The organism is Bacteroides sp. 519, from assembly GCF_010500955.1.
Taxonomy (GTDB): domain Bacteria; phylum Bacteroidota; class Bacteroidia; order Bacteroidales; family Bacteroidaceae; genus Bacteroides.
Genome location: NZ_QVMJ01000021.1, coordinates 61,902 through 87,684, shown reverse-complemented (window position 1 = coordinate 87,684; position 25,783 = coordinate 61,902). Strand labels below are relative to the sequence as shown.

22 protein-coding genes and 1 tRNA gene are annotated in these 25,783 nt (G+C 38.5%); 10 read left to right on the top strand and 13 right to left on the bottom strand.

The window, feature by feature from the left end:
• The first annotated feature begins 74 nt into the window (after positions 1 to 74).
• Positions 75 to 1,397, top strand: coding sequence for a PhoH family protein (locus D0T85_RS16050; protein WP_163214543.1), 1,323 nt, complete (start codon positions 75 to 77; stop codon positions 1,395 to 1,397).
• A gap of 69 nt (positions 1,398 to 1,466) precedes the next feature.
• On the opposite strand, the gene D0T85_RS16045 is transcribed toward D0T85_RS16050, so the two are convergent.
• On the bottom strand, positions 1,467 to 1,814 hold the full coding sequence (locus tag D0T85_RS16045) for a HigA family addiction module antitoxin (protein ID WP_163214542.1): 348 nt from the start codon (positions 1,812 to 1,814) through the stop codon (positions 1,467 to 1,469).
• Between the two features lie 5 nt (positions 1,815 to 1,819).
• The gene (locus D0T85_RS16040; protein ID WP_163214541.1) at positions 1,820 to 2,137 is read right to left on the bottom strand and encodes a type II toxin-antitoxin system RelE/ParE family toxin; all 318 of its coding nucleotides are present in this window, start codon (positions 2,135 to 2,137) and stop codon (positions 1,820 to 1,822) included.
• A 230-nt stretch (positions 2,138 to 2,367) separates the two neighbouring features.
• On the opposite strand from D0T85_RS16040, the gene D0T85_RS22545 reads away from it, so the two are divergent.
• Complete coding sequence (locus D0T85_RS22545; RefSeq protein WP_203558504.1) at positions 2,368 to 2,538, top strand: hypothetical protein; 171 nt, start codon at positions 2,368 to 2,370, stop codon at positions 2,536 to 2,538.
• 34 nt (positions 2,539 to 2,572) lie between these two features.
• Positions 2,573 to 2,992 (top strand): DUF5053 domain-containing protein, encoded by a 420-nt coding sequence (locus D0T85_RS16035; RefSeq protein ID WP_163214540.1) that lies wholly within the window; start codon positions 2,573 to 2,575, stop codon positions 2,990 to 2,992.
• Between the two features lie 118 nt (positions 2,993 to 3,110).
• Here the strand turns inward: D0T85_RS16035 and D0T85_RS16030 are convergent.
• The 4 genes from D0T85_RS16030 to D0T85_RS16015 all read right to left on the bottom strand — a co-directional run bounded on the left by D0T85_RS16030 (position 3,111) and on the right by D0T85_RS16015 (position 9,999).
• Positions 3,111 to 3,184: transfer RNA gene (locus D0T85_RS16030), tRNA-Arg, on the bottom strand.
• An 89-nt stretch (positions 3,185 to 3,273) separates the two neighbouring features.
• The gene (locus tag D0T85_RS16025; RefSeq protein ID WP_163214539.1) at positions 3,274 to 4,728 is read right to left on the bottom strand and encodes an AbgT family transporter; all 1,455 of its coding nucleotides are present in this window, start codon (positions 4,726 to 4,728) and stop codon (positions 3,274 to 3,276) included.
• Positions 4,718 to 5,446 carry a DUF5932 domain-containing protein gene (locus tag D0T85_RS16020; protein WP_163214538.1) on the bottom strand — a complete coding sequence of 243 codons (729 nt, stop codon included), beginning with the start codon at positions 5,444 to 5,446 and terminating at the stop codon, positions 4,718 to 4,720. The genes D0T85_RS16025 and D0T85_RS16020 overlap by 11 nt, the downstream gene beginning before the upstream one ends.
• Positions 5,447 to 5,574: 128 nt before the next feature.
• Positions 5,575 to 9,999 carry a DUF5112 domain-containing protein gene (locus D0T85_RS16015; RefSeq protein WP_163214537.1) on the bottom strand — a complete coding sequence of 1,475 codons (4,425 nt, stop codon included), beginning with the start codon at positions 9,997 to 9,999 and terminating at the stop codon, positions 5,575 to 5,577.
• 546 nt (positions 10,000 to 10,545) lie between these two features.
• Here D0T85_RS16015 and D0T85_RS16010 point away from each other — a divergent pair.
• The 5 genes from D0T85_RS16010 to D0T85_RS15990 all read left to right on the top strand — a co-directional run bounded on the left by D0T85_RS16010 (position 10,546) and on the right by D0T85_RS15990 (position 16,933).
• Positions 10,546 to 12,201 (top strand): AMP-binding protein, encoded by a 1,656-nt coding sequence (locus D0T85_RS16010; RefSeq protein ID WP_163214536.1) that lies wholly within the window; start codon positions 10,546 to 10,548, stop codon positions 12,199 to 12,201.
• A gap of 165 nt (positions 12,202 to 12,366) precedes the next feature.
• Entirely contained in the window at positions 12,367 to 13,572 is a 1,206-nt protein-coding gene (locus D0T85_RS16005; RefSeq protein WP_370459989.1) for a hypothetical protein, read from the top strand.
• A gap of 520 nt (positions 13,573 to 14,092) precedes the next feature.
• On the top strand, positions 14,093 to 14,653 hold the full coding sequence (locus tag D0T85_RS16000) for an NAD(P)H-dependent oxidoreductase (RefSeq protein ID WP_163214534.1): 561 nt from the start codon (positions 14,093 to 14,095) through the stop codon (positions 14,651 to 14,653).
• A 106-nt stretch (positions 14,654 to 14,759) separates the two neighbouring features.
• A complete protein-coding gene (locus tag D0T85_RS15995; protein WP_163214533.1) occupies positions 14,760 to 16,253 on the top strand; it encodes a sensor histidine kinase KdpD in 1,494 nt (497 codons plus the stop codon).
• Positions 16,250 to 16,933, top strand: a complete 684-nt coding sequence (locus D0T85_RS15990) for a response regulator transcription factor (protein WP_163214532.1) — start codon at positions 16,250 to 16,252, stop codon at positions 16,931 to 16,933. Before D0T85_RS15995 ends, D0T85_RS15990 begins: the two co-directional genes overlap by 4 nt.
• A gap of 71 nt (positions 16,934 to 17,004) precedes the next feature.
• Here D0T85_RS15990 and D0T85_RS15985 read toward each other — a convergent pair whose 3' ends face one another.
• From D0T85_RS15985 to D0T85_RS23080, 7 genes are all read right to left on the bottom strand, one after another.
• The gene (locus D0T85_RS15985; RefSeq protein ID WP_163214531.1) at positions 17,005 to 17,553 is read right to left on the bottom strand and encodes a hypothetical protein; all 549 of its coding nucleotides are present in this window, start codon (positions 17,551 to 17,553) and stop codon (positions 17,005 to 17,007) included.
• Between the two features lie 619 nt (positions 17,554 to 18,172).
• On the bottom strand, positions 18,173 to 19,333 hold the full coding sequence (locus tag D0T85_RS15980) for a sodium ion-translocating decarboxylase subunit beta (RefSeq protein ID WP_163214530.1): 1,161 nt from the start codon (positions 19,331 to 19,333) through the stop codon (positions 18,173 to 18,175).
• A gap of 2 nt (positions 19,334 to 19,335) precedes the next feature.
• The gene (locus D0T85_RS15975; protein ID WP_163214529.1) at positions 19,336 to 19,767 is read right to left on the bottom strand and encodes a biotin/lipoyl-containing protein; all 432 of its coding nucleotides are present in this window, start codon (positions 19,765 to 19,767) and stop codon (positions 19,336 to 19,338) included.
• A 102-nt stretch (positions 19,768 to 19,869) separates the two neighbouring features.
• Complete coding sequence (locus tag D0T85_RS15970) at positions 19,870 to 20,784, bottom strand: OadG family transporter subunit (protein ID WP_163214528.1); 915 nt, start codon at positions 20,782 to 20,784, stop codon at positions 19,870 to 19,872.
• Positions 20,785 to 20,882: 98 nt separating this feature from the next.
• Entirely contained in the window at positions 20,883 to 22,436 is a 1,554-nt protein-coding gene (locus D0T85_RS15965; protein ID WP_163214527.1) for an acyl-CoA carboxylase subunit beta, read from the bottom strand.
• Positions 22,437 to 22,566: 130 nt separating this feature from the next.
• On the bottom strand, positions 22,567 to 22,971 hold the full coding sequence (gene mce / locus D0T85_RS15960) for a methylmalonyl-CoA epimerase (protein ID WP_163214526.1): 405 nt from the start codon (positions 22,969 to 22,971) through the stop codon (positions 22,567 to 22,569).
• 238 nt (positions 22,972 to 23,209) lie between these two features.
• Positions 23,210 to 23,335, bottom strand: a complete 126-nt coding sequence (locus tag D0T85_RS23080) for a hypothetical protein (protein ID WP_255495707.1) — start codon at positions 23,333 to 23,335, stop codon at positions 23,210 to 23,212.
• 551 nt (positions 23,336 to 23,886) lie between these two features.
• Between D0T85_RS23080 and D0T85_RS15955 the strand changes: the two genes are divergently transcribed.
• Entirely contained in the window at positions 23,887 to 24,720 is an 834-nt protein-coding gene (locus tag D0T85_RS15955) for a lipopolysaccharide assembly protein LapB (protein WP_163214525.1), read from the top strand.
• A 423-nt stretch (positions 24,721 to 25,143) separates the two neighbouring features.
• Positions 25,144 to 25,602 carry an AraC family transcriptional regulator gene (locus D0T85_RS15950; protein ID WP_163214524.1) on the top strand — a complete coding sequence of 153 codons (459 nt, stop codon included), beginning with the start codon at positions 25,144 to 25,146 and terminating at the stop codon, positions 25,600 to 25,602.
• The last annotated feature ends 181 nt before the right edge of the window (positions 25,603 to 25,783 follow it).

The following is a 25,783-nucleotide window of genomic DNA, read 5'->3' as shown; positions in this document are numbered from 1 at the left end:
ATATTGGCAAAAGTAATAAAACAATCTTTATTCAATTCCTAATTTCTAATTCTTAATTCTTAATTTTAATAACCATGGGAAATAAAAAGAATTTCGTTCTCGATACCAATGTAATTCTACACGATTACAACTGTTTAAAAAACTTTCAGGAAAACGATATTTATCTGCCAATTGTTATATTCGAGGAACTCGACAAATTCAAGAAGGGCAACGAGCAGATAAACTTCAATACACGCGAATTTATCCGTGAGCTTGATTTGGTTTCGTCCGACGGACTATTCAACGAAGGAGTATCACTTGGAGAAGGTTTAGGTAACCTTTTTGTTGTTCCGGGCGATATTAAATCGGAAAAGGTAGAAGCCTCGTTTCCCGAACGGAAGCCGGATCATCAGATACTTGCTGTTGTTGATTACCTTGAAAAGAAAAATCCGAATACCAAAACCATTCTGGTAACCAAAGATATTAATCTACGGATGAAAGCCCGTTCGTTAGGCTTGATTTGTGAAGATTATATCAACGACAAAGTTATTAATGCGGATATATTTGAAAAGTCGAACGAAAGCTACGATGTTACTGCCGAACTGATTGACGAAATATATTCATCGAGAGAGGGTGTTGATGCCAAAGAACTCGGACTTCAAAATGTGCTTCGTCCTAACGAATGTTTTATTTTAAAAAGCGATCGTAACAGTGTGCTTGCACGCTATAATCCGTTTACACATACTGTTCACCGGGTACGTAAAAGCAAGAATTACGGTATCGAGCCCCGCAATGCTGAACAGAGTTTTGCTTTCGAAGTGCTTAACGATCCGGATATTAAACTTGTTGCTATTACCGGAAAAGCAGGAACAGGAAAAACATTATTGGCATTAGCAGCTGCTTTGACCAATCTGAATGATTACAAACAGGTACTTCTGGCCCGCCCTATTGTAGCTTTGTCTAACAAAGACATTGGTTTCCTTCCCGGCGATGCAAACGAAAAGGTAGCACCATATATGCAACCTTTGTTTGACAACCTGAATGTTATTAAAAACCAGTTTGCACCTAGTTCAACCGAAATAAAGAAAATTGATGAGTTGCAAAAAAGCAACCAACTTGTTATTGAAGCTCTTGCATTTATAAGAGGTAGGAGTTTAAGCGAAACATATTGTATTATCGATGAGGCGCAGAATCTTACTCCTCACGAAATAAAAACAATTATCACCCGCGCAGGCGAAGGCACTAAAATGGTATTCACTGGTGATATTCAACAAATTGACCAGCCCTACCTGGACAGCGAGTCGAATGGTCTTGTTTATATGATAGACCGCATGAAGGAACAAAATCTGTTTGCTCATGTAAATCTTGTCAAAGGAGAGAGAAGCCAACTAAGTGAATTGGCTAGTATTCTTATGTAAATTGGATTGGTATTATTAAAGAACGCCCGTACATAACTTGACATGTACGGGCGTTCTTCAATTTTCTCCTCATAGAAGCGATGCGCAAAGGCTTCGAATCTTTTCGAGTTTCTGCGATAAAGTAGTATCTTTCCGAGCCATCTGCATATTATAGCGTGTTTGCATATTTATTAATGCTTCAGGATCAAGCCCTAATGCAGCTTCTACCATCAATGCAACCTCTGTGTTTATTGGGCGCTTACAGTTCAATATTTCATTGAGTTGAGTGTAAGATATGCCTATCTTAGATGCAAGTTCACGCTGCGTAATGCCTCTATAATCTATTTCATCCTTTAGTATTTCACCCGGATGTGTAGGCTCAAATGGAGTAAGGTTGTTTGCTATCATTTTGGGATCAACCCCTTTAATCTTAATCATAGCTTTTATTTATAGTGGTTTGACAATTCTAATATATTACACACAGTGATAACAGGATCGGAGTCTTCGCTTCTTACAATAAATTCTATACGGTACTGATCGTTTACCCGGATAGAGGAAATTCCGAGTTTATCACCTTTGAGGACTTCGTAACGCAGAGATTGATACCGATATAAGTCTTCAACCTTTTGAGCCTCTAGCAGTCGAGAGATACACTTTACATAAGCCTTTATAACGCCAGGCTGAAACCGATGCTTTTTACTGCTACACACCCCGAATTCGTATAATTCCTGCAAATATTCTTCCTCAAAAGTTACTACCATTGCTAACTGTGTTTAATACTACAAAAATAGTGTTTATTTATAATATTCACAAAAAAGTGAATACCTTTTGCATAGCTAAGCTTAGGTTAAAGCCGGCTAAAACTCTGGAGATCGAACGGGCTTACAGCTTGCTTCTTAAAACAAATACACTTATTTGCAGATAAACAAAAGTTTATCTATCTTTGTAATACCAGAAAGATAATAAGAGTATTAACTTAAAACTTTGAATTATGAGCAAAGAAGAAATTCTGAAAGAGATTGAAAAGGTCAAAACAAACATCTCTGATTATTCAAGGTTAGCCGATGTTATTGGGGCAACCACTGAAGAAAAGGATAGGCAAATTAATCTGATGCTAGAAGACCTTTCAAAACTTCTGAAAGAATTGGAAACAATTGATTAACCAAAGCCCTTCGGGGATTAAACCATTTAACGATATGAAAGAGATAGATAACGACTTACAGGAACTTAAAAAGTACATAGGGCTAACAGACGATATTAACCGAGCTAACTTCAACAAACAGCTTGATTTAATAGCCAGCAAATACACTTCGTCAGAGGATAAACAAGTTATATCCGAATTTATTAACAAAGGACTTTCCGAAGCGAAAGCCGACATAGAAAAACTAAAGAAACAGGCCGAAATAATAAAAGAGCTAAAAACGATATCCGAGATTGTTTCATTCTCGTATATCGCAAAAAACTATTTTCATAAAACAAAAGCATGGTTAAGTCAAAGAATGAATGGTAACAAAGTGCACGGAAAAACAGTTTACTTTACCGAAAATGAATTAGAAACATTGCGCTTTGCCATCAAAGATATTAGTAATAAGCTAGGCTCATTGTCTTTAAGTTAAGACTGCTTTCTGGTATAAAAATCCTATGGTGAGCCGCATAGGTACAGCCCTGCCATAAAGGTGGGGCTTTTTTAGCACAATACAACAAAAAAGGCAACCCTCATGGATTGCCTTTTTGTGATTCCGAAGCGATTCGAACGCTTGACCCACGCCTTAGAAGGGCGTTGCTCTATCCAGCTGAGCTACGGAACCAGCCTTAATTGCGGTGCAAAGGTAGTTCTTTTTATGAAAACTCAAAATACTTTTTACTATTTTTTTATTCCATAATATAACATTATCTATTAGAGCCCCAGAGGGAAGCCAGCTAAATACCAGATAACTAATAAGATAGTCCAGAATAACAATATCGTCACGGAATATCTCCATGTATATTTAACTAAGGTACCATAGGTAGAACTTTCCGAGTATTGTTGCATATATGTAAGCACCAATGGCATATACAGCAAGAAAGGAGTTATTCCGTTTGTTGCACTATCACCTATACGAAAAGCACATTGAGTAAAATCTGGTGAGATGCCCATTTTGGCAAAGAAAGGAACAAAAATAAAAGCCATGAATGTCCATTTTGCTGTTGCCGAAGTCATGATCAGGTTAATTACAGCAACAAAAAGAACAAATAACACCAATGTACTTATTCTATTTAATTCGACAGCAGCTATTAGGTTTGCACCCATTATGGCAATACACTTGTTTAACTGGGAGTACTCAAAACAAGCAAGCATTTGCGAAGCAAAAAATGTTATTACCAAATAAACACCCAGTAATTGCATGGGCTGTACCAAACCATCTACAACATCAGTATCAGTACGGTACCTCCCCGAAATAAATCCATAAACCATCCCCATGATTCCAAAACACAGAGAAAGAATGAATAATATACCAACTATGAATGGCGAGCGAACTAATCCGCCGGTTACGCCACGCAACATACCCCATGATGAAAAAGTAGCCCACAGCACTATGAGCATGTAAATTGCTCCAACAATCAATGCTACTATGAGTGCCCGCCGTTCTCTTTTAGAGATAGGTTTATATCCTTCGAAACGAACAACACCTTTAAACTCGCCTAATGCCGGCATTAACTTCCGGATAGTTATAACATATATGATTATTGCAATAAAAAAGGTAGCAGCAAACATGAAATAGTAATTAGACAGTGGTCCGATAGTATCTGCGTTTATGCCCGAAGATACAATAGCCTCCTGAGTGGTACGGGATAACATGGAATCAAGTGTACTGATTATTATATTGGCACTATATCCGCAGGCTACAGAAACAAAAGCGGTTATTATGCCCCCAATGGGATGCATACCGGCCGAATAAAACAACGTTGCTGCAATAGGAAGCAAAATAATATACCCGGCATCGCCTACTATATTACTTAATAAACCGGTGAAAATAACACCTGATATAACACTCTTCTTATGTTGTATCTTTTTGGAGCATGCACGGATACAGGCAGCTATAAACCCAGAGTGTTGCGCTACCCCTATTCCGAACATAGTAATAATAACCATGCCCAGAGGAGCAAAACCGGTAAAGTTTGTCACAACGTTTTTAAGCAACCAACGAATACCTTCCGGACTCAACAGGTTTTGAACAATTATTAGTTGCCCGGTTTGTGGATGTATAACACTTAGCCCATAGACATCGAATATCCACGAGAGAAAAATAACTACCACCGTGAGCAGAAAGAACATGGTGGCAGGGTGAAGCATTCGCCACTTACTCTTCATCCGGTTCCAGGTTGTCCAAATCGATAATACGTAATTCTAAAGCCCTAACTACAAGGCGGGTAGCATTAACACCAACCCTCTCGCCACTCTGAAAAAGACGACTGATTAAATCGTTCTGACGCTTTTCGAGTGATTTTACCCCAAAAGGCATTCCTTTAAGGTTGGCTATCATTTCTTTGGTATATCCTAATGCCAGGTGACGAAGAAAACGTTCATCATACTCATCAATATCATAACTGATAACAGCTTCCTGACGTTTGGAATCATTCTCGACCGACTTCTTAAACCGTTCAACTATCTTTTCAAGGATTGGATAGTTAAATACAAGTTTCTTTCCATCCATCACAGCCTGAACATCTGTTTTGGTGAGTAGCTCTCCTGTTTTTAAAATAATTCCATCTGCTCCGGCATCGAGTACATCAACCCATAGTTTTTCGTTTAGTATTTCACCTGTAAAAATCAGCACCCGCACATCTTTGTACTTTTTACGGATGTTTCTGCAAATCTCAACACCTATAGTTGTTGATCCGCCAAGCCCCAGATCAAGTAATACCATATCGGGGATTTGAACTTCAATCAGGTCCCAGAACTCTTTCTCTGTCATAGCGGTGCCAATAACTTCGGCATCGGGTATTTCATGACGAAAGATTTCTTCTGTTCCTTTCAGTTCTAATTTAACATCCTCTACGATGATTACTTTAAATTTGTTGTTGCTCATTCTATATTATGTTATTAGTTATAACTATTAATTAGAACACAGAGGCACAGAGTTTTTAATTAAAACTTCGCAGGTGGCACGTTGTCGCCTCTGTGCCTCTGTGTCTCTGTGTTCCAAATTCTCATATATTATCTTTTTGGTATCGTAAAATAAACAGTGAAGCCACCATCAGTAGCCGGTTCTGCATTGATACGACATCCTCTTCTACTTGCATATTCATCATGATCGCGAATAATTTGTTTACAGATAAGATATTCGGTTTCTTTTAACTCACCAGTGTTACCTGCCATACGAGCCAGATCGGGATAAAACAAGTTATTCAGTTCTTCTGTGGTTTTATTCCTCCGGGTATCGGTAAATAAAAACTTCACAAAGTTATTTTCAAGCAATGTATGGATAATCAATTCGCCATCTGATGGATAGGACAATGCTTCGTTAATAAGATTCTCAAACAAAAAATACAACTGATTGAGATCACCAACCACCGATACATCCTTCAACCCACTATTAATATTCAAAGTTACATTTATCTTTTTTGCTTTCAACTGCTTTTTGAAATATTTAGTAGCATACATCAACAGATCATCTGTTTTGATAGTCGATCGTCTGAAAGTAACCTCTTCTAACTGACGCGAAGCACACGAGCTCAATATGGTAAAGATACCCTTATAATAATCTATGAGTTCGTTAATGGTTTCTATATATTCTTTCTCTTTTTCTTCGGTGATACCCTCTTCGGATAGTTTGTTGATGATCTGTTTTATTTTGTTGGGATAATAAATTGTTTCGTGCTTAATGGTCGACAAACAGTTATCCAACACCATATTCTGAACATGTAACATGCTATCTTCCCACGAGGCCCGGTGAGTATCTTCATAAGCAGATTCTATATCCCGGTAGCGCATGGCCAGTTTAACAACCGCATTAAAAACAACAGTTGCTACATAGCGCGCAATCAGCTCAAACAACAACCGATCTGTTTCTTTTTCAATCACTTCCTGTCTTTCCAGATAAAGCACACCTACACATTGATGTTTTCCGCTGGCATCAACAATCAATGGAAATGCCTGAAATTTACCTTCTGATATATGAACCTTATCGTGGAAACAGTGCTGAACTATTGGAGGAATATCTTCCAGATCCGGATTAGATGAAAACTCCAATCTGTTTTTGGCTTCATTATATACAGCTAATCCCAATGTATTTATTTCAATCAACTCATTAATTGGTTCAAAGCCTTCTTTTACTATCTTCCAGGGAATTTCTTTCAGTGCATTTTCTTCGCGCTGTAAGGCCTCAAGCGAATCTTCGGTACGGATTATAGAAGAAGAAAAAATCTGCTTATTGATATCTAATACCTGTTCCAGGTTCCATCTTTCCAGTAATCGCTTACGCATATAAAAAGCATAATATCCAATAAAATAAGCAATCAACAAAAGTGCACATAATATGATAGCAACTATTTTGTTCCCGGTTGATCTTTCTAATTCCAAACAAAAAGCCTCCAACGATTGATCTTCGTGAAGCAATTTGTAAACCGCTGTATGTGCTTTGTTATTATAGGTATATGCCTCCCATTGTTTCAATGATAAGAAAGAAACCGCAGCTATATTCCGCATATCCGAAATGAGATTATAGTCGGAGGTGAAAGGTTGGTCCCACCAAATTAATTCGGCCGGAATATCATTATCATTCAAAGACATATAGGCCAATTGCTTTGAAGAGTATTGTTTATAGTGTTTATTTAAATACGTCATGGAAGAATCAATATACGTTAAAGCCATTTCGTATTCTTCTATAACATTACAGTAATATGCCGTATCTGCGTATAATGAAGCTTGAGTCAATAACCGATCGTATTCAATGCTCTCGGCCAAAGTGAGCGAATCTAAAGCCGGAATTTTGGTTGGTTGATTTTGTTTGTGACAAGAAGAGAACCCAAACATCATAAAGATGCCCAGCCACAACATCAGATTCTTGCGCACGCCCAATGGCAACCGGAAAAAGAAACGACTGCCTTTGCCCAACCTGCTTTCTACACTGAACAAACAAACATGAAACAGTTTATTGGTTTTCTTATACTTTTCGATAATCCCTTTACAATTCATCAACCCGAAACCACTACCTTTCAGTTTTTTAAGATCTTCTGCCTTCTCATCGCTTATCCCTATCATTCGGGAGTCGTATACCTTTTCATCTTTTATCAAAGCTACATCTTCGGGCGATAAGCCTCTGCCGTTGTCTTCAACAGATATTTCTACATACTCTTCGGTAGTATGAGCATAGACTTTTACTTCGCCGCCTTCCTGAGTATATTTTCGGGCATTCTCGGTCAAAGTGTTAATCATAAAAAGGGTCAATGCTTTATCGGCTTTGATTATGGCTTCGGTTGGCCGAATGGTAAAACTTTGCTGTTTCATTTCAAAGGTTTTCCTGCCTTTCTTCACCAAGTCAAAAAGTTCTTCCAAAGCAAAGTTCTCAACATTGAGGCTCAATGTACCTTGTTTCATCTTAATCCACAAAGCAAGGATATCATTGTACTCGTTTATGGTGGTAACCAGTTCATCTATATACTGATACTTTTCTGTTTTAACCTCCTTGTTGTGAATAAATCCTTTTTCCCTAAGTTTATAGATTTCGTTTATAATCCTGTCAATGTACGGCACAATGCCGTTAACAATGGCCAAACAAGCTTTCTTTATAATATTCTCGCGCTTGCTTCGGGCAATGTGCTGTTCGTATATATATTTTTCTTTTTCCAGTCTTTCCCGTTCATCGCCTAGCGACAATAAGGTCATACCATTATCTATAGACCATGCAATATACGGAGTGATTATATTTACAAGTGCCTGATCGTCTTTCGACAACACCCGATCTGTAGCTATAACAAAAACTCCTAGAGGCTCTTCTTTATCAGGCACATATAATGAAAATGATGATATTGCATTGTTTGCCTCATCAGCAACTGGTATCGGGGCATCGGGCAACCGAATAGATACGTTTTGAGCTCCCAGCAGTTTATTCATGTCGGGCAGGATAGAAGCACAGATTTCATTCACCATATCTTCCTCATCTTCTACATCGGATGGGATAGACGAAGTTACTTTCTGGCAAATATCCAGAGTTAATTCTAAGCGGGCTGTATGTTCACGGTTGCGTTTCTGCGAGTGCTTATTAAATATCCAGAAGAGAATAATAAGCAGAATAAACCCCACAAGTACAAAAAGCAACAGAAAGTTGAGTTGATGAGACTCTTGTTGCAAAAGCAAAAACCTGCTTTCTAATTCTTTATTCTGCCGGGTGATTTTAAGAATCTCCAAATAGATATCCCGGTTATAATCCGATTGGGGTTTCATTCCTAACCCGGCATAAGCTACGCTTAACTGCTCGCGGATTCGGGAAATCCATTCCGGAACTGTTTTCACCGTAAACTTTTCGCCAGCCATCCAAGTGGTTTCTGTGTATATGGTATCTTTTTCTACATACGGTTTTAACCCATCCAGTTTGTTATGTATATCTGTATAATACATTCTGTGGTGGGTGTTTACACATTCCAAAGACTTTACTAATGTGTCTAACGCTTCCTGATGATATCCCCGTTCGTTTAAATACCGGCCGATAGACACATAAGCCCCTGCAATCTGATAAATATCATTGTATTGCTGAAACTTAGCCAATGCTTTCCGTGCCAGTTCCAAAGGCAACAATGAATCAACCGGAAGCCCAAATTGAGACAGCGCATGCGACCGCCTGTTCATAAAGAGTCGAAGATTATCCGGCGAGATCATCAGATTAGCCAATCCCTGCAAACCGTTTCCTTCGAAATAAAGATAATCTCCCTGCGATGCGAGTCGCCAGGTTTTAAACAGTTCATCAAACTCGGCCAAACGTCTGCCGTCGGGGGTGCTTTCGCCTGTTAACGAAGCCGATCCTTTTATATAGTGATAATACAATATCTGGCTGGTATCATTAACTAATTCTATATCGGGCTTAATTTCGTTTATCGACATAAGCGCTTCCGGCACTTGTTGCAGATAATAATAGTAAATGGCCGAAACAATAGAGAATTCTGTCAGTGCAAAGTTTAACCGTTTCTTTTCATTGGTTTCAATAAATAAACTACGATCTTCATCAATACGTTTTATGCGTTGAATGGCATTATTACGATAGTCGTAAAACTCCTTATTCATGGCTGTACGCTGATAGATTTTCATCAATCCAACATCAGCAATCAGTAGTTCAAGTTCATTTTGCGTTAGATTATATACTTCGCGAAAAAATTGTTCGGCCCTATCAAAGTTCATTTGCATAAAGGCATAAAAACCCAGGTTATTACATGCTTCTGCCTTGCCGGTAGTATACAGATTAGCCTCTTCGTAGGCAATCCATGCCGACTCGAAAGTTTTTTCAAGGTCTTTATAACGATAATTGTAAGCCCGTCTGTTCAATGAATCGATTAACTGCACTTCCTTAGTTGGAGCGGTACCAATACAGGAAACCAAAAAGGATATAAATAGTAAAGGGATTACTATGATAAGAAAACAATGCCTCATTTATTAGCAGTTAGTAGTTAGTAGAAAATACAAAGGTATCTTTTTTATGCATATCCAAGTGTTTCTATATGTTAATACATAGTTGCATATATCACCGAAATTTCGTATCTTTGGCATAACGCAAGATATGCAGGTATAATGCGGGAATGTTAGTGATTTGAAATTACTGCCATTCCCGCATTTTATTTTTATAAAACTACAGCGTTTTCTGCGGAGAACTACAGAGTTTTCCACAGAAAGCTACGGAGTTTCCCAAAGAGAACTACAGAACTTTCCAAAGAGAACTACGGAGGAACATGCCAAGGGTACTGGAAAGAGATTTAAGGTGAATAGCTAAGGGTTAAGAATGTGTAAAAGCGCGAAGGCGCGAAAGGATACTGTGCGGATTATTAGATTTGTACCCTTTCACGCCTTCGTGCTTTCGCGCCTTCATGCTTTCGCGCCTTCATGCTTTCGTGCTTTTTTTGTATTTTATTGGCTAAAATGTTTGGAGTGAAGTGATAAAAACATATATTTGCGCAAATTAGAAACAAATGTGCAATTGGTATGGAACAAACTTTTATTGCTTATATTGAGAATAGTATAAAGAATAATTGGGATCTGGATGCTTTGACCGATTATAACGGCGCTACCTTACAATACAAAGATGTAGCCCGAAAAATAGAGAAAATACATATCATCTTTGAGGAGAGCGGTGTTAAGAAAGGAGATAAAATAGCACTTTGTGGACGTAACAGTTCGCACTGGGGAGTAGTTTTCCTGGCAGCTCTTACCTATGGAGCAGTAGCAGTTCCTATACTACACGAGTTTAAATCAGACAATGTTCATAACATTGTTAACCACTCTGAAGCTAAATTGCTTTTTGTTGGCGATATGGTTTGGGAGAACCTGAACGAAAGTCACATGCCCCTGCTCGAAGGTATTCTTGCCATTGATGATTTCTCTATCCTGGTATCGCGTAGCAAGAAACTTGATTATGCCCGCGAACATCTGAATGAAATGTTTGGGAAGAAATATCCTAAGAACTTCCGGCAAGAACATGTTAAGTACCATGAGGAAGAAAGAGAAGAACTAGCTGTAATCAATTATACTTCGGGTACTACAAGCTATTCAAAAGGAGTAATGTTGCCTTACCGCAGTTTATGGTCGAATGTTGCTTTTGCTTATCAGGTATTAAACCTTAAAGCCGGCGACAAACTGATTTCCATGCTTCCAATGGCACACATGTATGGGTTGGCTTTTGAGTTTCTATATGAGTTTGCCAAAGGTTGCCACATTTACTTCCTCACCCGCACCCCAAGTCCGAAGATTATATTCCAAGCCTTTGCCGAGGTTAAACCCAACCTGGTTATTGCTGTACCTCTGATTATAGAAAAGATTATAAAGAAGAATGTACTTCCTAAGTTGCAGACTCCTGCAATGAAGATATTATTGAAAGTACCTATCATCAACGATAAAATTAAATCAGCCGTTCGCGAGCAGGTTATCAATGCGTTCGGTGGAAACTTCTACGAGGTTGTAGTGGGTGGAGCTGCTTTCAACCAGGATGTAGAGTACTTCCTTAAAATGATTGAATTCCCTTATACTGTTGGTTATGGTATGACCGAAACCGGACCAATTATCTGTTACGAAGACTGGAAGAAGTTTAAGATGGGTTCGTGCGGAAAGGGAACGCCTAGAATGGAAGTGAAAATACTGTCGCCCGACCCCGAAAATGTAGTAGGCGAAATTGTATGCCGTGGCGATAACGTAATGCTTGGTTATTACAAGAACGAGGAAGCTACCAAAGAAGTTTTAAAAGATGGATGGCTTCATACCGGAGACTTGGGCGTAATGGATGCAGAAGGAAATGTTACCATAAAAGGTAGAAGCAAAAACCTGTTGTTAGGTGCCAGCGGACAAAACATTTATCCGGAAGAGATAGAAGACAAGCTTAACAACCTGCCTTATGTATCGGAAAGTATTATTGTGCAGCAAAACGGTAAACTGGTTGGACTGGTATATCCCGACTTTGATGAAGCATTTGCCAATGGATTAAAAGCCGAAGATATGGAAAGGGTTATGGAAGAAAACCGGATTACACTGAATAACTCGCTTCCGGCTTACAGCCAGATAGCCAAAATGAAAGTTTATCCGGAAGAGTTTGAAAAGACACCCAAAAAGAGTATTAAACGTTTCTTGTATCAGGAAGCCAAAGGATAAAGAAGTTAAGAATGGAAGGAGTTATCGCTTCGCTAGGAGTTAAAGGAGTTAAAGCTTTAGATGCTCTAAATGCTCTTAAGTATCTTAAAGCTATAACTCCTAAGGAGCAAAGCTCCTGATAACTCCCTTTAACTCCTTCCATTCTGTAATATGAAATTAAGAATTATGAATTTTAGGTTCAAACTATTAATAATGGCAGCTGTTTTACTGGCTGCCATTTCCTTACAGGGACAAAATAAAAGTGCCGGAATTAATTTATCGTTGTGGAAAGGCATCAGCACCCAGCCATTAGAGAGTGATCAAACTACTTATTTCAACTTGGGGGTACTTAGTGCCATCAACAGGCTACAGGGGGTTAGTATAAATATACTGGCTAGTACTGTTAGCGACAGTGCGCTGGGCATACAGGTATCCGGAATTGCCAATATTGCCGGAGGAGAAATGAAAGGAATACAAATCTCGGGAATCAGTAATGTGTCGGGCGATAGCATGGTAGGTATAGGCATAACCGGCCTTATTAACATTGCAGGGAACGAAAGCAAAGGTTTACTTGCAGCAGGATTGGCTAATATTACGGGTGATAATTCAAAAGGCGCTCTGGTTAGTAGCTTATTAAATATTGCCGGAAATGAATTTGCGGGTGTAAACATTGCTGGTCTTGCAAATATTGTTGGCGAAGGAAACAAAGGAGTAACTGTTTCCGGATTGTCTAATGTAGTTGGTGGCAGCACGAGTGGAGTTCAGGTTACCGGATTATTAAATATCACTGGTAGAGATGCAGCTGGTGTTCAGATTTCCGGTGGAATGAACATTGCAGGCAACAAAGCTTCTGGTTTGCAACTGGGTTCTGTTAATATGGCCGAAGAGTTAAATGGGGTTCAGGTAGGAATCTTCAATTACTACAATCAAAAGACTAAAGGCTTTCAGCTAGGATTGGTAAATGCAAATCCCGAAACCAAAGTACAATGGATGTTTTTTGGCGGAAATGCAACAAAGATGAATGTTGCTGCCCGTTTCAAGAATAAGTTACTTTACACCATATTAGGTGTAGGTCCTTATTATCTGGATTTTAGTGATAAGTTCTCTGCATCGGCTTTCTACCGGGCGGGGCTGGAACTACCTTTGTATAAGAAACTGTATATAAGCGGTGACCTTGGCTTTCAGCATATTGAATTATTCAATAACAAAAAGAAAAACGAGCATACTCCTGCTCGCCTCTATGCTTTGCAGGCAAGGATTAATCTGGAATACAAAGTATCAAAGCAACTGGGCGTATTTGTCACCGGGGGATATGGAGGAAGCCGGTATTATAATAAAGCAAGAACGTATGATAAAGGAGTAATTATTGAAGCTGGTATTGTGTTGTTGTAGCGCAAAATACCTACTTTAAGGTATTGCGGGTATATTCAAACAGCATTACCTTTGCAGTATCAGAATTGAATTAATTAGTCATAATTTTATTACGTAACTATTTTATAGACTCCCGATGAAGTGATTTCATTGGGAGTTTGTTATTCACTACAGTATTTTAAAACCGATACCCCACCTCAACCAAAAACTCCCTTCCCCGAACATCTATCCACGAAGTATAACTCTGCAAAGAAGAATACTGTGTATATCCATACCTCCTCTTATCCAGCAAATTATTTGCATGAAGATTCACTTGCCATGAACCCGAACTCCACCGCAGAGAAGCATCTAAAAATATTACTGAAATATTACGCTTAAAGTAATGAGTGATGAGTTTTGAGTTTTGAGTTGCCATGCGGCATCGTTTACTCATCACTCAAAACTCATCACTCATTACTCATCACTCAATCAACCTTTTTGCTAATATTTTGTTTCTTTTATGTTATCCTAATTAAAATATTAACATAGAACATTAAAACTTATGACAAAAGAGCGTGGTAGAGTTACAGTTATTTTAGCACACCCCAATTTGCCGGAGTCGAAAGCTAATAAAGAATTAATGGAGTCGGTAAAGAATCTGGAGTTTGTTACAGTTTACAATTTATACGAAGAACAAATTCAGATGATGGATCTTGAAACATGGACAGATATCCTTTTTGATTCGGAGGTACTGGTATTTCAGTTCCCGATATATTGGATGTCGGCACCATATATGCTTAAAAAGTGGATGGACGAAATATTCTATTCCCTTTCGCGTACACCAGTTGTACTGGGTAAATGCTTGCAAATAGTTGTTACAACCGGTAGCGATTGCAATGCATACCGCAGTGGCGGTAAATATAAATTTACCATTGACGAGATTTTACGCCCGTATCAGGCCAGTGCTTTACATGCAGGAATGAACTGGGAAACTCCCGTTGTTATATTTGGTACCGAGGCAGAAGAAACAGGACGCATTATTAGCGAAGGAAGTATTCAATATAAAAAGAAACTTGAAGAACTGGCACTCAACAATAAAACAGTCAAAGCATTCGATTGGTAATTTTTATATTAACTATTACTAATTTATTACTCGCACATAAAAAACACCTCCACAGGTTGCATTGTTTGCATGTCCTTTATATATTTGCCGGAAACATTTTTGGTAAATGGAGAAGAGAATTCGTGTTGTGTGGGTCCTGTCCCTACTTTCTGCGCTTCTTTTGATTGGGGTACAGGCATATTGGTTATACAATCAATATGAATTTGTATTAGATGCCTATTCGGAAGAGCTTGCGCAAGAAATGTACAAGGTAGGATATGATGATTTTATGGAAAGGAAAAAGAAAGTAAAATCAAACTATTCGTATGTTATAAATACAAACCTTGAAGGAACAAGCTATGGCGATGAAGAGACGCACAAAGACTTAAAGAAAATAGCTTTTGCTTTTATTTACGATAAAGACTCACTTTTATCAAAAACACAAAAGAAAGAACAGCTAAGCAATATTCTTTCACGGATAGATTCCTTAGATTATTCTGGTGAGGAAATATTACCTTTTAATGATAAGGACCAGGCATTATCACTTTCAATCAACAGAGATCTACCGCAAGACAGTATACAATTATTTATGGATATGGCTGTAACCAACCATTTCAGCCCATTCAGCAAAGCAAGGTTCGACTCGCTGCTTACAGCCCATATCCCCGGACATAGTTTTACAATGCTAGATTGGCCACAGAATGATTCTATATACAGAATTAGTTGGACAAGAACAGGGCACATAACCAATCCAGGATTACAGGTGGCCTATGCATATAGTCCGTTTCAAAAAGAAGGAATTATAGTTGAAACTGCCATTCCGGTTGAACCGCTGTTTACCCGGATGGCTGTACAATTGTTTCTGGCCTTTAGTCTTATCCTGATACTTATTGGCTGTCTTGTTTTTCAGATTAAAACCATCCTGAAACAAAAAAAGATTGGCGAGTTGAGGCAGAACTTTGTCAACACCATGATTCATGAACTTAAACGTCCTGTTCAAACGCTTAAAACCTTTGTGTCGTTTTTGGGCGATAAAGACATGCGGTCCGACGAAATCATTACCGAACAAGTTATACAAGACTCCATGTTTGAGCTCGATAATCTTTCGGCCTACCTCAATAAACTGAAAGATATGGTACGGGCCGATAGCGATGATACTCCACTAACCCTTGTACACTTTGACCTGCACGAACTAACAGAGAAAGTAATCCGCCTCATAAATATCCCCAATGGTAAACAAGTGGAGTTTTCAAGATATTTCGATATGGAATCGCCCATGATTGATGCCGACCCAATACATCTGGCAAACGTACTGAGCAATCTTATTGAAAATGCCATTAAGTATTCGGGCGATAAAGTGAATATAGAAATCAAAGCACGTAAAAAGGGGAATGAGTTATGGCTAACAGTATCCGATAATGGAATCGGTATTCCGGTAGTAGAGCAAGACCGGGTTTTTGCCAAGTTTTACCGGGGTAGCAACCTGCCCGATAATAACATTCCGGGATTGGGACTGGGGTTAAGCTATGTGAAACTAATAAGTGAAGCCCACCAGGGACGTGTTTCTTTGCAAAGTCATATAGGCGAAGGTACTTCGATCACATTATTCATACCGCAATGAAAGCACCACTAAAAATATTATTTGCCGACGATGATTTAAAATACTCCATGATTCTGAAAAAGTTTCTGGAGAAAGAAGGCTACGATGTTACCTATACCGGTAATGGTGAAAAAGCATTGGAACAGTTTCCGGTAGTGAAACCCGATCTGGTTTTACTCGACATAAACATGCCCGGCCTTAATGGTTTTGAAGTAGCTCAAAAAATCCGCGAAACAGATAAACACACACTTATATTCTTTCTTTCGGACCGTTCGGATAAGTCCGACCGCTTGAAAGGTTTTAGTTTGAAAGGCAATGATTACCTGGCAAAACCTTTTTATCCCGAAGAGCTACTGGCAAGAATAAGCGAAAGGTTCGAACTCTATTCTTTGGAGAGCGTAGAAGAAGAAACATATAAATTCAGTAATACTGTATTTGATTTCAATACCAACGAGCTACGTACTGGCAATAATAAAACGTTGATAACCTCACGCCAAGCCGAAATACTACGGATACTGGCAAAGAATCCTGATACGGCAGTTCCCCGTAATCAAATTCTGGATGCTGTATGGGGTGATAATTCGTATGCCAACTCACTTGCTTTAAATGTGCAGATTACATATTTAAGAAGAGCTCTGGCAAAGGATGCAGGGGTATCCATTGTTTCTATTCCGAAGAAAGGGTATATGTTGAAAGGGTGATATGTTAAACACAGAGTAACAGAATTATTGCTCTGTGACTCTGTGTTTAAATCATTAATCTATAGTCTATTTTAGAAAATCACAAAGCTACCCACAACCGCATCGCTTCCAAAATCGCGTGCAGTTAGTTTTGCTTCTGCGCCAGTCATATAACTATTTTGTACTTTTTTAAATCCGGCATCAGTTATTCCGGTGATCTCATATTTATAACCGTTAAGTTCCATATCATAGCTTCCGTCGTTATAAACTGTAACCTTTCCTCCTTTCTGAAAAAGAACACTTAGCTTAGTGCCCGGAGCAATACCTCCTGCCGATTTAATATTTGAACCCAGAACTTCAATGGACATAATATTATTATTATGATCCAGATAAGCATTCATTACATGGGTATCACCCAAAGTAAACTTCACATAGGTTACATCGCCATCCATCTCGTTTTCCTCAACTTCTTTTTTAATTGTGTCATAGAGTTTATCAACAGAGGCAGGGATCTTATTAAAAGCAAGACCTAATTTTATTGGACCAACGCCTGTTTTAGTTGCGGTAAATGCCGGTTCATTGGCCGATGCTGTAATACAAACTGCAATAATGAGAGTTACTAAAGAAATAATTTTTTTCATAATACAAACAAGTTTAATAATTAATATATCTAATACTTAAATCGCCTCTTACTAACTGCCTTCTACTATAAAGAGAAAGAAATGATAAAAAGGTAACATGCTTTTAGCCTGTATTATTCATATTTCATCAATTTTGTTCAAATCAGAGGGGAATTGAATAAAAACACGGAGACACAGAAACACGGAGCTTTTCCTTGTGCTGAACACGGAGGCTTCGCTTTTGTCGTACAATACTCAAAAACTCAAAATAGGCCAACGGCCTAATAGCCTCTAGCGTAGGCCAACGGCCTACGATGAAGGATACCACATGGAATGCGAGGCTGTAAGCCTCGGAGCTTGCATACAAATACGCTTCGAGGCCTACAGCCTCACATTTTCATGTAACATCATTGCGTAGGCCGTTGACCTACGCTAGAAGCTATAAGGCCGTTGGCCTATTTTTGAGTAAAAGCGAAGCCTCTGTGTTCAGCACAAGGAAAAGCTCCGTGCTTCTGTGACTCTGTGTTTTTATTTTTGTTCAACTCAGCCTCTAACCAAACGAAAAAGAAAAACGGCCATTGTTATCTCTAACAACAGCCGTTATAATCATTCTGACCTTAGGAGGTCGCGATATAAAATCTTAAATCAAGAATCCGAGCAAGATACCGGCAGCAACAGCCGAACCGATTACACCTGCAACGTTAGGACCCATAGCATGCATTAACAAGTAGTTGGTTGGATCATATTCCAAACCGATAACCTGCGAAATACGAGCAGAGTCGGGTACGGCAGACACCCCGGCATTACCAATAAGCGGATTGATTTTATTATCTTTCTTCAGGAATAAATTGAAGAACTTCACAAACAATACTCCCGATGCTGTAGCAATAACGAAAGATACTGCACCAAGACCAAAGATCAAGATTGAATCTAAGGTAAGGAATTGAGAAGCCTGAGTAGAAGCACCCACAGTTAATCCTAACAAGATGGTGATAGTATCAATCAACGGACCACTTGCTGTGTTTGCCAAACGACGTGTAACACCACTTTCTTTCAGTAAGTTACCAAAGAAAAGCATACCCAACAATGGCAAACCCGAAGGTACAAGGAAACAAGTAAGCAACATACCGATAATAGGGAATATTACTTTCTCGGTATGCGAAACAACACGGGGAGGTTTCATGCGGATAACTCTTTCCTTATCGGTTGTTAGCCAACGCATAATAGGAGGTTGAATTACAGGTACCAAAGCCATATACGAATAAGCCGATACTGCAATTGCACCCATCAGGTTAGGAGCAAGCTTAGATGATAAGAAGATCGCTGTAGGACCATCGGCACCACCAATAATACCAATAGCACCAGCCTGATTTGGTTCAAAGCCCAATAATAAAGCTATAATATAAGCACCGAATATACCAAATTGTGCAGCAGCACCAATCAACATTAATTTAGGATTGGAAATAAGTGCCGAGAAGTCGGTCATTGCCCCAATGCCCAAAAATATGAGTGGCGGATACCAACCAGAGGTTACCCCCTGATATAAAATGTTAAGTACGGAGCCTTCTTCATAAATACCTACATTCAACCCAGCATCCAGATTAAACGGAATATTACCAATAAGCATACCAAACCCGATGGGGATTAGCAGCATGGGCTCAAATTCCTTAGCCACAGCCAGATAAATAAATACCAGCCCGACTACAATCATTATGAGGTGTTGATATGTAGCATTGGCGAATCCTGTAAATTGCCAGAAATCAACCAGGTTACTACTTAAAAAAGAAAAGAAATCTCCCATAATTATTCAATGATTATGAGGTCTGCACCTTCCAATACAGAATCTCCTGATTTTACATTAATAGATGCTACTTTACCATCTCTATGCGCATTGATATTGTTTTCCATCTTCATGGCTTCGAGTATGATAACAGTTTGTCCTTTTTTCACTTCGTCTCCTTCCTTAACTTTGATATCAAGGATTACACCTGGCAATGGTGATTTAACTCCATCTTTCTTAGCTGCTTTGGGTGCAGATGAAACAACCGGAGCACCACTTTGTGTTTTGGGAGGTGCTGCAGGACGTGTTATTTTCTTCGCTGCTACAGGAGCCGGAGTTTCCAGTTCTACTTTATAAGGAGTACCGTTAACTTCAACATGGGCCAGATTACCTTCAACCTCTTTTATTACCACGTTGTACGGGTTGCCATTAATTTTATATTTATATTCTTTCATTGTTCTTAAAATTAGAATTTAGAATTTAGAATTTATCAGTAAGTAGTAAGCAAGCGTTTTATTCTTAACTTCTTACTTCTCAATTCTTTATTCTCGATTTTATTATTTTCTAGGTGTTTCGCGCAATGTGTAAATCTTCGAACTCCATGGCGAGTAAGTACGCTTAACTTTGTTGATTGTAATAATCATATCTTCAAAGTCGTGTACATCTTCAAAGTATTCGTGCATTGCCATAGAAATTGCTGCAAACTCTTCGCCGGCACGTTGACCAAATTTTTGTTCTTTAGCTTCGGCTTTATCAGTAATTCCATGCACTTTCATTGCATTGCGTTTACCCATCTTAACGGCAGTATTACCTACAAACTTGAATGCTAAGAATAAGATTAATAATCCGGAAAACACAACACTCATTGCAGTTAATGCCATACCGATACCCGAAGCATCATGTTCTTTGAACTTTTCGATTTTATCGTTCTTATCCAAAGTCATATTATTGGTACTTGGAGTAACATAGCTACTGTTGTTTCCTCCTTTTTGTACCCATTCGGTACTACCATCTTCTACTCGTGCCCACGACTGATCGGCAACTTGGCCGGCCGGAATAGTAACCGAGTCAATCAAATCTTTACCATTCGAGTCGAACAGGGCAATTGTATTCGCCTTATTGGGATCTAATTTAAAATTAAGATGGAAAGTTCCTCTTGATGGTTTAGCATCGGCCCAGAACAATAGATGTTGACGCGGTTTGATCAGCGTTAACACATCTCCCTTTGGAATAGAATATTTTGTAGGATTATTTAAATCGTCGGTAAGGTAACAACCACCAATGTTTACAGAAGCAAACGATGTATTGAATATTTCAACCCATGCACTATGAAGCCCATAATCGTCCTGAAAGTTTTCTTCATTAACTACCAGGATTTCATTTATACGGAGACTCTTAGCACCTTGGGCCTGAATACCCATAAAAGCTGCTACAACCAACGCAATAAATATTCCAATTCTTTTTTTATTCATACTTTTAAAGTTTTGAGTTTTGAGTTTTGAGTTTTAAGTAATAAGTGATGTAGTTTGGGAAAAAACTCATTACCCATTACTCATTGCTCATTACTTTATTACAATGGAATATTACCGTGCTTCTTAGCTGGGTTCAACAATTTTTTAGTTTGCAGTTGTTGCAATGCGCGGATAATACGGAAACGAGTATTTCTTGGTTCAATAACATCGTCGATATAACCGTATTTAGCTGCATTGTAAGGGTTAGCAAACAATTTAGTGTATTCAGCTTCTTTTTCAGCCATAAATGCAGCCGGATCGGCAGCTTCTTTGGCTTCGCGTGCATACAATACCTCAACAGCACCTGCACCACCCATAACTGCAATTTCGGAAGTAGGCCATGCGTAGTTCATATCACCACGAAGTTGTTTACAGCTCATTACAATGTGCGAACCACCATACGACTTACGCAAGGTAACTGTTACTTTAGGAACAGTAGCTTCGCCATAAGCATAAAGCAGCTTAGCACCATGAAGAATTACACCGTTGTACTCCTGTCCTGTTCCTGGTAAGAATCCCGGAACGTCAACAAGGGTAACCAAAGGAATGTTGAATGCATCGCAGAAACGTACAAAACGTGCACTTTTACGCGAAGCATTGCTATCGAGTACACCAGCAAGATATTTAGGCTGATTAGCAACAACACCAACCGATTGTCCGTTAAAACGGGCAAAACCAATGATAATGTTCTTTGCATAATCGGGTTGTACTTCCATAAATTCGCCGTTATCAACGATAGCACCAATTACTTCGTACATATCGTAAGGCTTATTAGGGCTATCAGGAATGATGTCGTTTAACGAATCTTCTAAGCGGTCAATAGGGTCGGTACAGTTAAGAATTGGGGCTTCTTCCAGGTTGTTTTGTGGAAGGAAACTAAGCAAACGACGTATCATTTGCAAACCTTCTTCTTCGGTAGTTGCAGTAAAATGAGTAACCCCCGATTTGGTTGCGTGTACGCTTGCGCCTCCTAACTCTTCTTGTGTAACATCTTCGCCGGTTACGGTTTTTACCACCTTAGGACCGGTTAAGAACATGTATGAAGTACCTTCTGTCATTAAAGTGAAATCGGTAAGTGCAGGAGAATATACAGCACCACCGGCACATGGGCCAAAGATTCCCGAAATTTGTGGAACCACACCCGATGCCATGATATTGCGCTGGAATATTTCGGCATATCCTGCAAGGGCATTAATACCTTCTTGAATACGAGCACCACCCGAGTCGTTGATACCAATAACCGGGGCACCCATCTTCATTGCCATGTCCATTACTTTACATATTTTCAGTGACATGGTTTCCGACAGTGAACCACCAAATACGGTGAAGTCCTGTGCAAAAACATACACTAATCTTCCTTCGATGGTACCATATCCGGTTACTACACCATCACCAAGGAAATGTTTTTTTTCTTGTCCGAAGTTAGTACATCTGTGTTCAACAAACATATCCAGTTCTTCAAAAGAACCTTCGTCCAAAAGCATAGCAATACGTTCGCGTGCTGTGTATTTGCCTTTTGCGTGTTGTTTTTCAATAGCTTTTTCGCCACCACCTAAACGTGCTTTAGTACGTAGCTCAATAAGCTCTCTTACTTTTTCAAGTTGGTTACTCATTGGTTTTATATTTAAGAATTTAATAATATTTTAATTTGATAATGCGACTAATATGCCAATGTGCCAATTAGCTGCGCACGGTTGTTAGCTATATTAATTAGCACATTGGCATATTTGGCACATTAGCATATTATTGTTCGCATAACTCCGTTAATACTCCTTGTGTTGACTTTGGATGCAGGAATGCAATATTCAGTCCTTCAGCTCCTTTGCGTGGTGCTTTGTCAATCAAGCGGATGCCATTTCCTTCTGCTTCGGCCAATGCATTGGCAACACCATCTGCAACAGCAAATGCTATGTGATGAACACCAGGACCTTTGTTTTCAAGATACTTGGCGATTGTGCTTTCAGGGCTAGTTGGCTCTAGCAATTCAATCTTTGTGTCGCCTACTTTAAGAAAGGCTGTTTTCACTTTCTGGTCTTCAACAGTTTCGATGTTGTAGCATTTGAGTCCTAATACATTTTCGTAATAAGGAAGTGCCTCTTCAATGCTATTAACCGCAATTCCCAAATGCTCAATGTGTGAAATCTTCATAACAATATAAATTAGTTTTAATCAATAGTGTATCATTTCCTAAAAATCAGCACAAAGTAAATGATTTATTGATAAATAGAGAAATATTTCCTCAATTAGTTTGAATGTTTTTTGCATAAAAATGAATCAGAGTTAAGAGTTTTGAAATAGTTGAGAGTTGAGAGTTTTGAAATAGTTGAGAGTTGAGAGTTGAGAGTTGAGAGTTCCATGCGGCATCGTAACTCTCAACTCTCAACTCTCAACTCTCAACTTTCAACAGCAGCAGCAGTTTCTTTTTCTTTTTCTTTTTCTTCTGCTGTTTTCTTTTCTTTTCTCTTCTTTTCTCTTCTTTTGTTATAGGGTTGCTATCCCTTTTTTCTGCCATCTGTTTCTTTTTTTGCAGATATAAAACAAGGCTTATACTCTATGTATCAAATAGAATGGTGGCTTTTTGTGTTGGATTATCAAACTTGTTAACAGGTGTTATTTTTGTTGTTACAGAGTTGTGTTTAACACTTTTTAGATACAAAAACGAACACAATTATGATGCAAAACAAGCACAGTTTTAATGCAGTTCGATCATCGTTTTGATGCAAAACAACAGAAGTTCTAATGCAAGTAAAATATCTTTCTATATAGACGAGCATCCTCAAGCTATATAGCTGAGCATCCTTGTTCTATATAGACCGAGGGGTCAATGCTATATAGACCGGGACTGCTCTTCTATATAGCTTGGATTACTTCAGAGCATCTAAAACTTTAACTCCTTTAACTCCTAGCGAAGCGATAACTCCTTCCATTCTATACTACTGTAACAGATGATTAATGATAGATAAAATGCAAAAAAACTTCTATATTAATACAAATATAATGGCATTGTGCTAGTTTAAATACGCATTTTTTCTATATTTGCCGCAATTATAATATTTACAAACCATGCAATCAATAAAAAAACTGGTATTTACATTGTTGGCAGTTGCATCATTATCGTTGTCGGTTTTTGCACAAACCTATCAGGAACTATCGGAACGCGGCATAGATTTAATGGAAAAAGATAGCCTTTTACAAGCCGAAGAAGCATTTAGGGAAGCCATGAAGCTTCGGCCAACCGACCCGCACAATGCAATGCTTTTTTCTAATATCGGAATCATTCAGCAGCGAATGGGTAAATACGAAGCTGCCGAAGAATCATTTACTTATGCTTTAAATATTGCCCCCTTCACCATACCTATATTACTAAACCGTGCTACAGTAAATATGGAGTTGGGAAAAAACAACAAAGCATACATTGACTACTGCCAGGTGCTCGACCTGGAAAAAACAAATGTCGAAGCCCTACTTATGCGTGCTTATATCTACATTACACGCAGAGATTTTAATGCTGCCCGTTTAGATTACGACCGTTTATTAAAAGAAGCCCCTCTTCATTATTCAGGAAGATTGGGGTTGGTATCGCTCAATCAAAAAGAAAAAAAGTACACCGAGGCACTCGATATATTAAATAGAATGCTAATTGAATTTCCTCAAGATGCTACCTTATATATGATGAAGGCCGGAATTGAAATAGACATGGAACTATTAGATGTAGCTTTGATTGATTTAGAAGAAGCCATCCGTATAAATCCCGAATCGCCCGATGCATACATCTACCGTGGCGAATTATATCTTCATCAAAACAAAAAGAAATTAGCGAAACAAGATTTTGAACGGGCAATTTCTTTAGGTATTCCAAAATCAGAATTAAGCGAACAACTACAGAAATGTCGTTAACGAATAGCTAAAGGATAAATTTGCCTTACCTGTGTGTACGATTAAATGCCCGCTTATTATTAAAACAGGCTTCGGCTCAACTAAAATATAGATATAAAAATAAGCGAAGTTACCCCTAACACATTAGTCTTCAAAAGATTATTTTAACCTCGTTCGTCTTAACTGTTTATCCTGTTATAAGGCATTTAAGAGGAAGATAATAGCACCTGCAAGATGTAACAATGTTTTTGGAATAACCCAATAAAACGCTTCAATTATTGTTTTGTTCATTGTTCAAAGTTTTTTTTATCGATCGTTAAGAAAAAAAACACACCAAAAAGTTGCACATTAAAAAAAAATACACGAAGTTTGTATCATTAAATAATTCATAAAAGAAACAGAGTATTTACGAGTATTATTTTATACTAACCAGTTAATTATTCAATGAGTGATTTAGAAAACAAAAACCAGGATGCTCCAAAAAAACGCCCTTACAATTTAAGGGAGAAGAAGGAGAAAAAAGCTGCTTACAGATCTTTAATCAGACCAGAATTGGCAGACGAATTGTACGACAAAATCTTGAACATTGTAGTTGTTGAAAAGAAGTACAGAGACCCCAACTATTCTGCTAAAGATTTAGCAAAGGAGCTCAAAACCAACACACGTTATTTATCGGCAGTAGTAAATTCACGTTTTGGAATGAACTACTCGTGCCTGTTAAACGAATACAGAGTTAAGGATGCTCTGCATTTATTAACAGATAAGAGATATGCTGATAAAAATGTAGAAGAAATTAGTGCAATGGTTGGATTTGCCAACCGCCAGTCTTTCTATGCTGCTTTCTACAAAAATGTAGGCGAAACTCCTAACGGATATCGTAAAAAACACGCAAGCAAGAAATAAGAATTGCACAATTCGAGACAGTGAAAAGGAACTACTGCGAAAGGAATTTCATAGTATTTCCTTTTTCTTTTTATACTCCATCCCGAAAACAAAAAAGCATGAACAAGCATTTATTCGTTAAATTAATAGCCGGAGTAACAGCGTTTTCCGGCTTAATTGGTTGTAATAATAAAGAGACTCA

Coding starts and splice junctions, on each gene's coding strand:
- D0T85_RS16050 (WP_163214543.1), top strand. CDS start 75: ATGGGAAATAAAAAGAATTTCGTTCTCGATACCAATGTAATTCTACAC.
- D0T85_RS16045 (WP_163214542.1), bottom strand. CDS start 1,814: ATGATTAAGATTAAAGGGGTTGATCCCAAAATGATAGCAAACAACCTT.
- D0T85_RS16040 (WP_163214541.1), bottom strand. CDS start 2,137: ATGGTAGTAACTTTTGAGGAAGAATATTTGCAGGAATTATACGAATTC.
- D0T85_RS22545 (WP_203558504.1), top strand. CDS start 2,368: ATGAGCAAAGAAGAAATTCTGAAAGAGATTGAAAAGGTCAAAACAAAC.
- D0T85_RS16035 (WP_163214540.1), top strand. CDS start 2,573: ATGAAAGAGATAGATAACGACTTACAGGAACTTAAAAAGTACATAGGG.
- D0T85_RS16025 (WP_163214539.1), bottom strand. CDS start 4,728: ATGAAGAGTAAGTGGCGAATGCTTCACCCTGCCACCATGTTCTTTCTG.
- D0T85_RS16020 (WP_163214538.1), bottom strand. CDS start 5,446: ATGAGCAACAACAAATTTAAAGTAATCATCGTAGAGGATGTTAAATTA.
- D0T85_RS16015 (WP_163214537.1), bottom strand. CDS start 9,999: ATGAGGCATTGTTTTCTTATCATAGTAATCCCTTTACTATTTATATCC.
- D0T85_RS16010 (WP_163214536.1), top strand. CDS start 10,546: ATGGAACAAACTTTTATTGCTTATATTGAGAATAGTATAAAGAATAAT.
- D0T85_RS16005 (WP_370459989.1), top strand. CDS start 12,367: ATGAATTTTAGGTTCAAACTATTAATAATGGCAGCTGTTTTACTGGCT.
- D0T85_RS16000 (WP_163214534.1), top strand. CDS start 14,093: ATGACAAAAGAGCGTGGTAGAGTTACAGTTATTTTAGCACACCCCAAT.
- D0T85_RS15995 (WP_163214533.1), top strand. CDS start 14,760: ATGGAGAAGAGAATTCGTGTTGTGTGGGTCCTGTCCCTACTTTCTGCG.
- D0T85_RS15990 (WP_163214532.1), top strand. CDS start 16,250: ATGAAAGCACCACTAAAAATATTATTTGCCGACGATGATTTAAAATAC.
- D0T85_RS15985 (WP_163214531.1), bottom strand. CDS start 17,553: ATGAAAAAAATTATTTCTTTAGTAACTCTCATTATTGCAGTTTGTATT.
- D0T85_RS15980 (WP_163214530.1), bottom strand. CDS start 19,333: ATGGGAGATTTCTTTTCTTTTTTAAGTAGTAACCTGGTTGATTTCTGG.
- D0T85_RS15975 (WP_163214529.1), bottom strand. CDS start 19,767: ATGAAAGAATATAAATATAAAATTAATGGCAACCCGTACAACGTGGTA.
- D0T85_RS15970 (WP_163214528.1), bottom strand. CDS start 20,784: ATGAATAAAAAAAGAATTGGAATATTTATTGCGTTGGTTGTAGCAGCT.
- D0T85_RS15965 (WP_163214527.1), bottom strand. CDS start 22,436: ATGAGTAACCAACTTGAAAAAGTAAGAGAGCTTATTGAGCTACGTACT.
- mce (WP_163214526.1), bottom strand. CDS start 22,971: ATGAAGATTTCACACATTGAGCATTTGGGAATTGCGGTTAATAGCATT.
- D0T85_RS23080 (WP_255495707.1), bottom strand. CDS start 23,335: ATGGCAGAAAAAAGGGATAGCAACCCTATAACAAAAGAAGAGAAAAGA.
- D0T85_RS15955 (WP_163214525.1), top strand. CDS start 23,887: ATGCAATCAATAAAAAAACTGGTATTTACATTGTTGGCAGTTGCATCA.
- D0T85_RS15950 (WP_163214524.1), top strand. CDS start 25,144: ATGAGTGATTTAGAAAACAAAAACCAGGATGCTCCAAAAAAACGCCCT.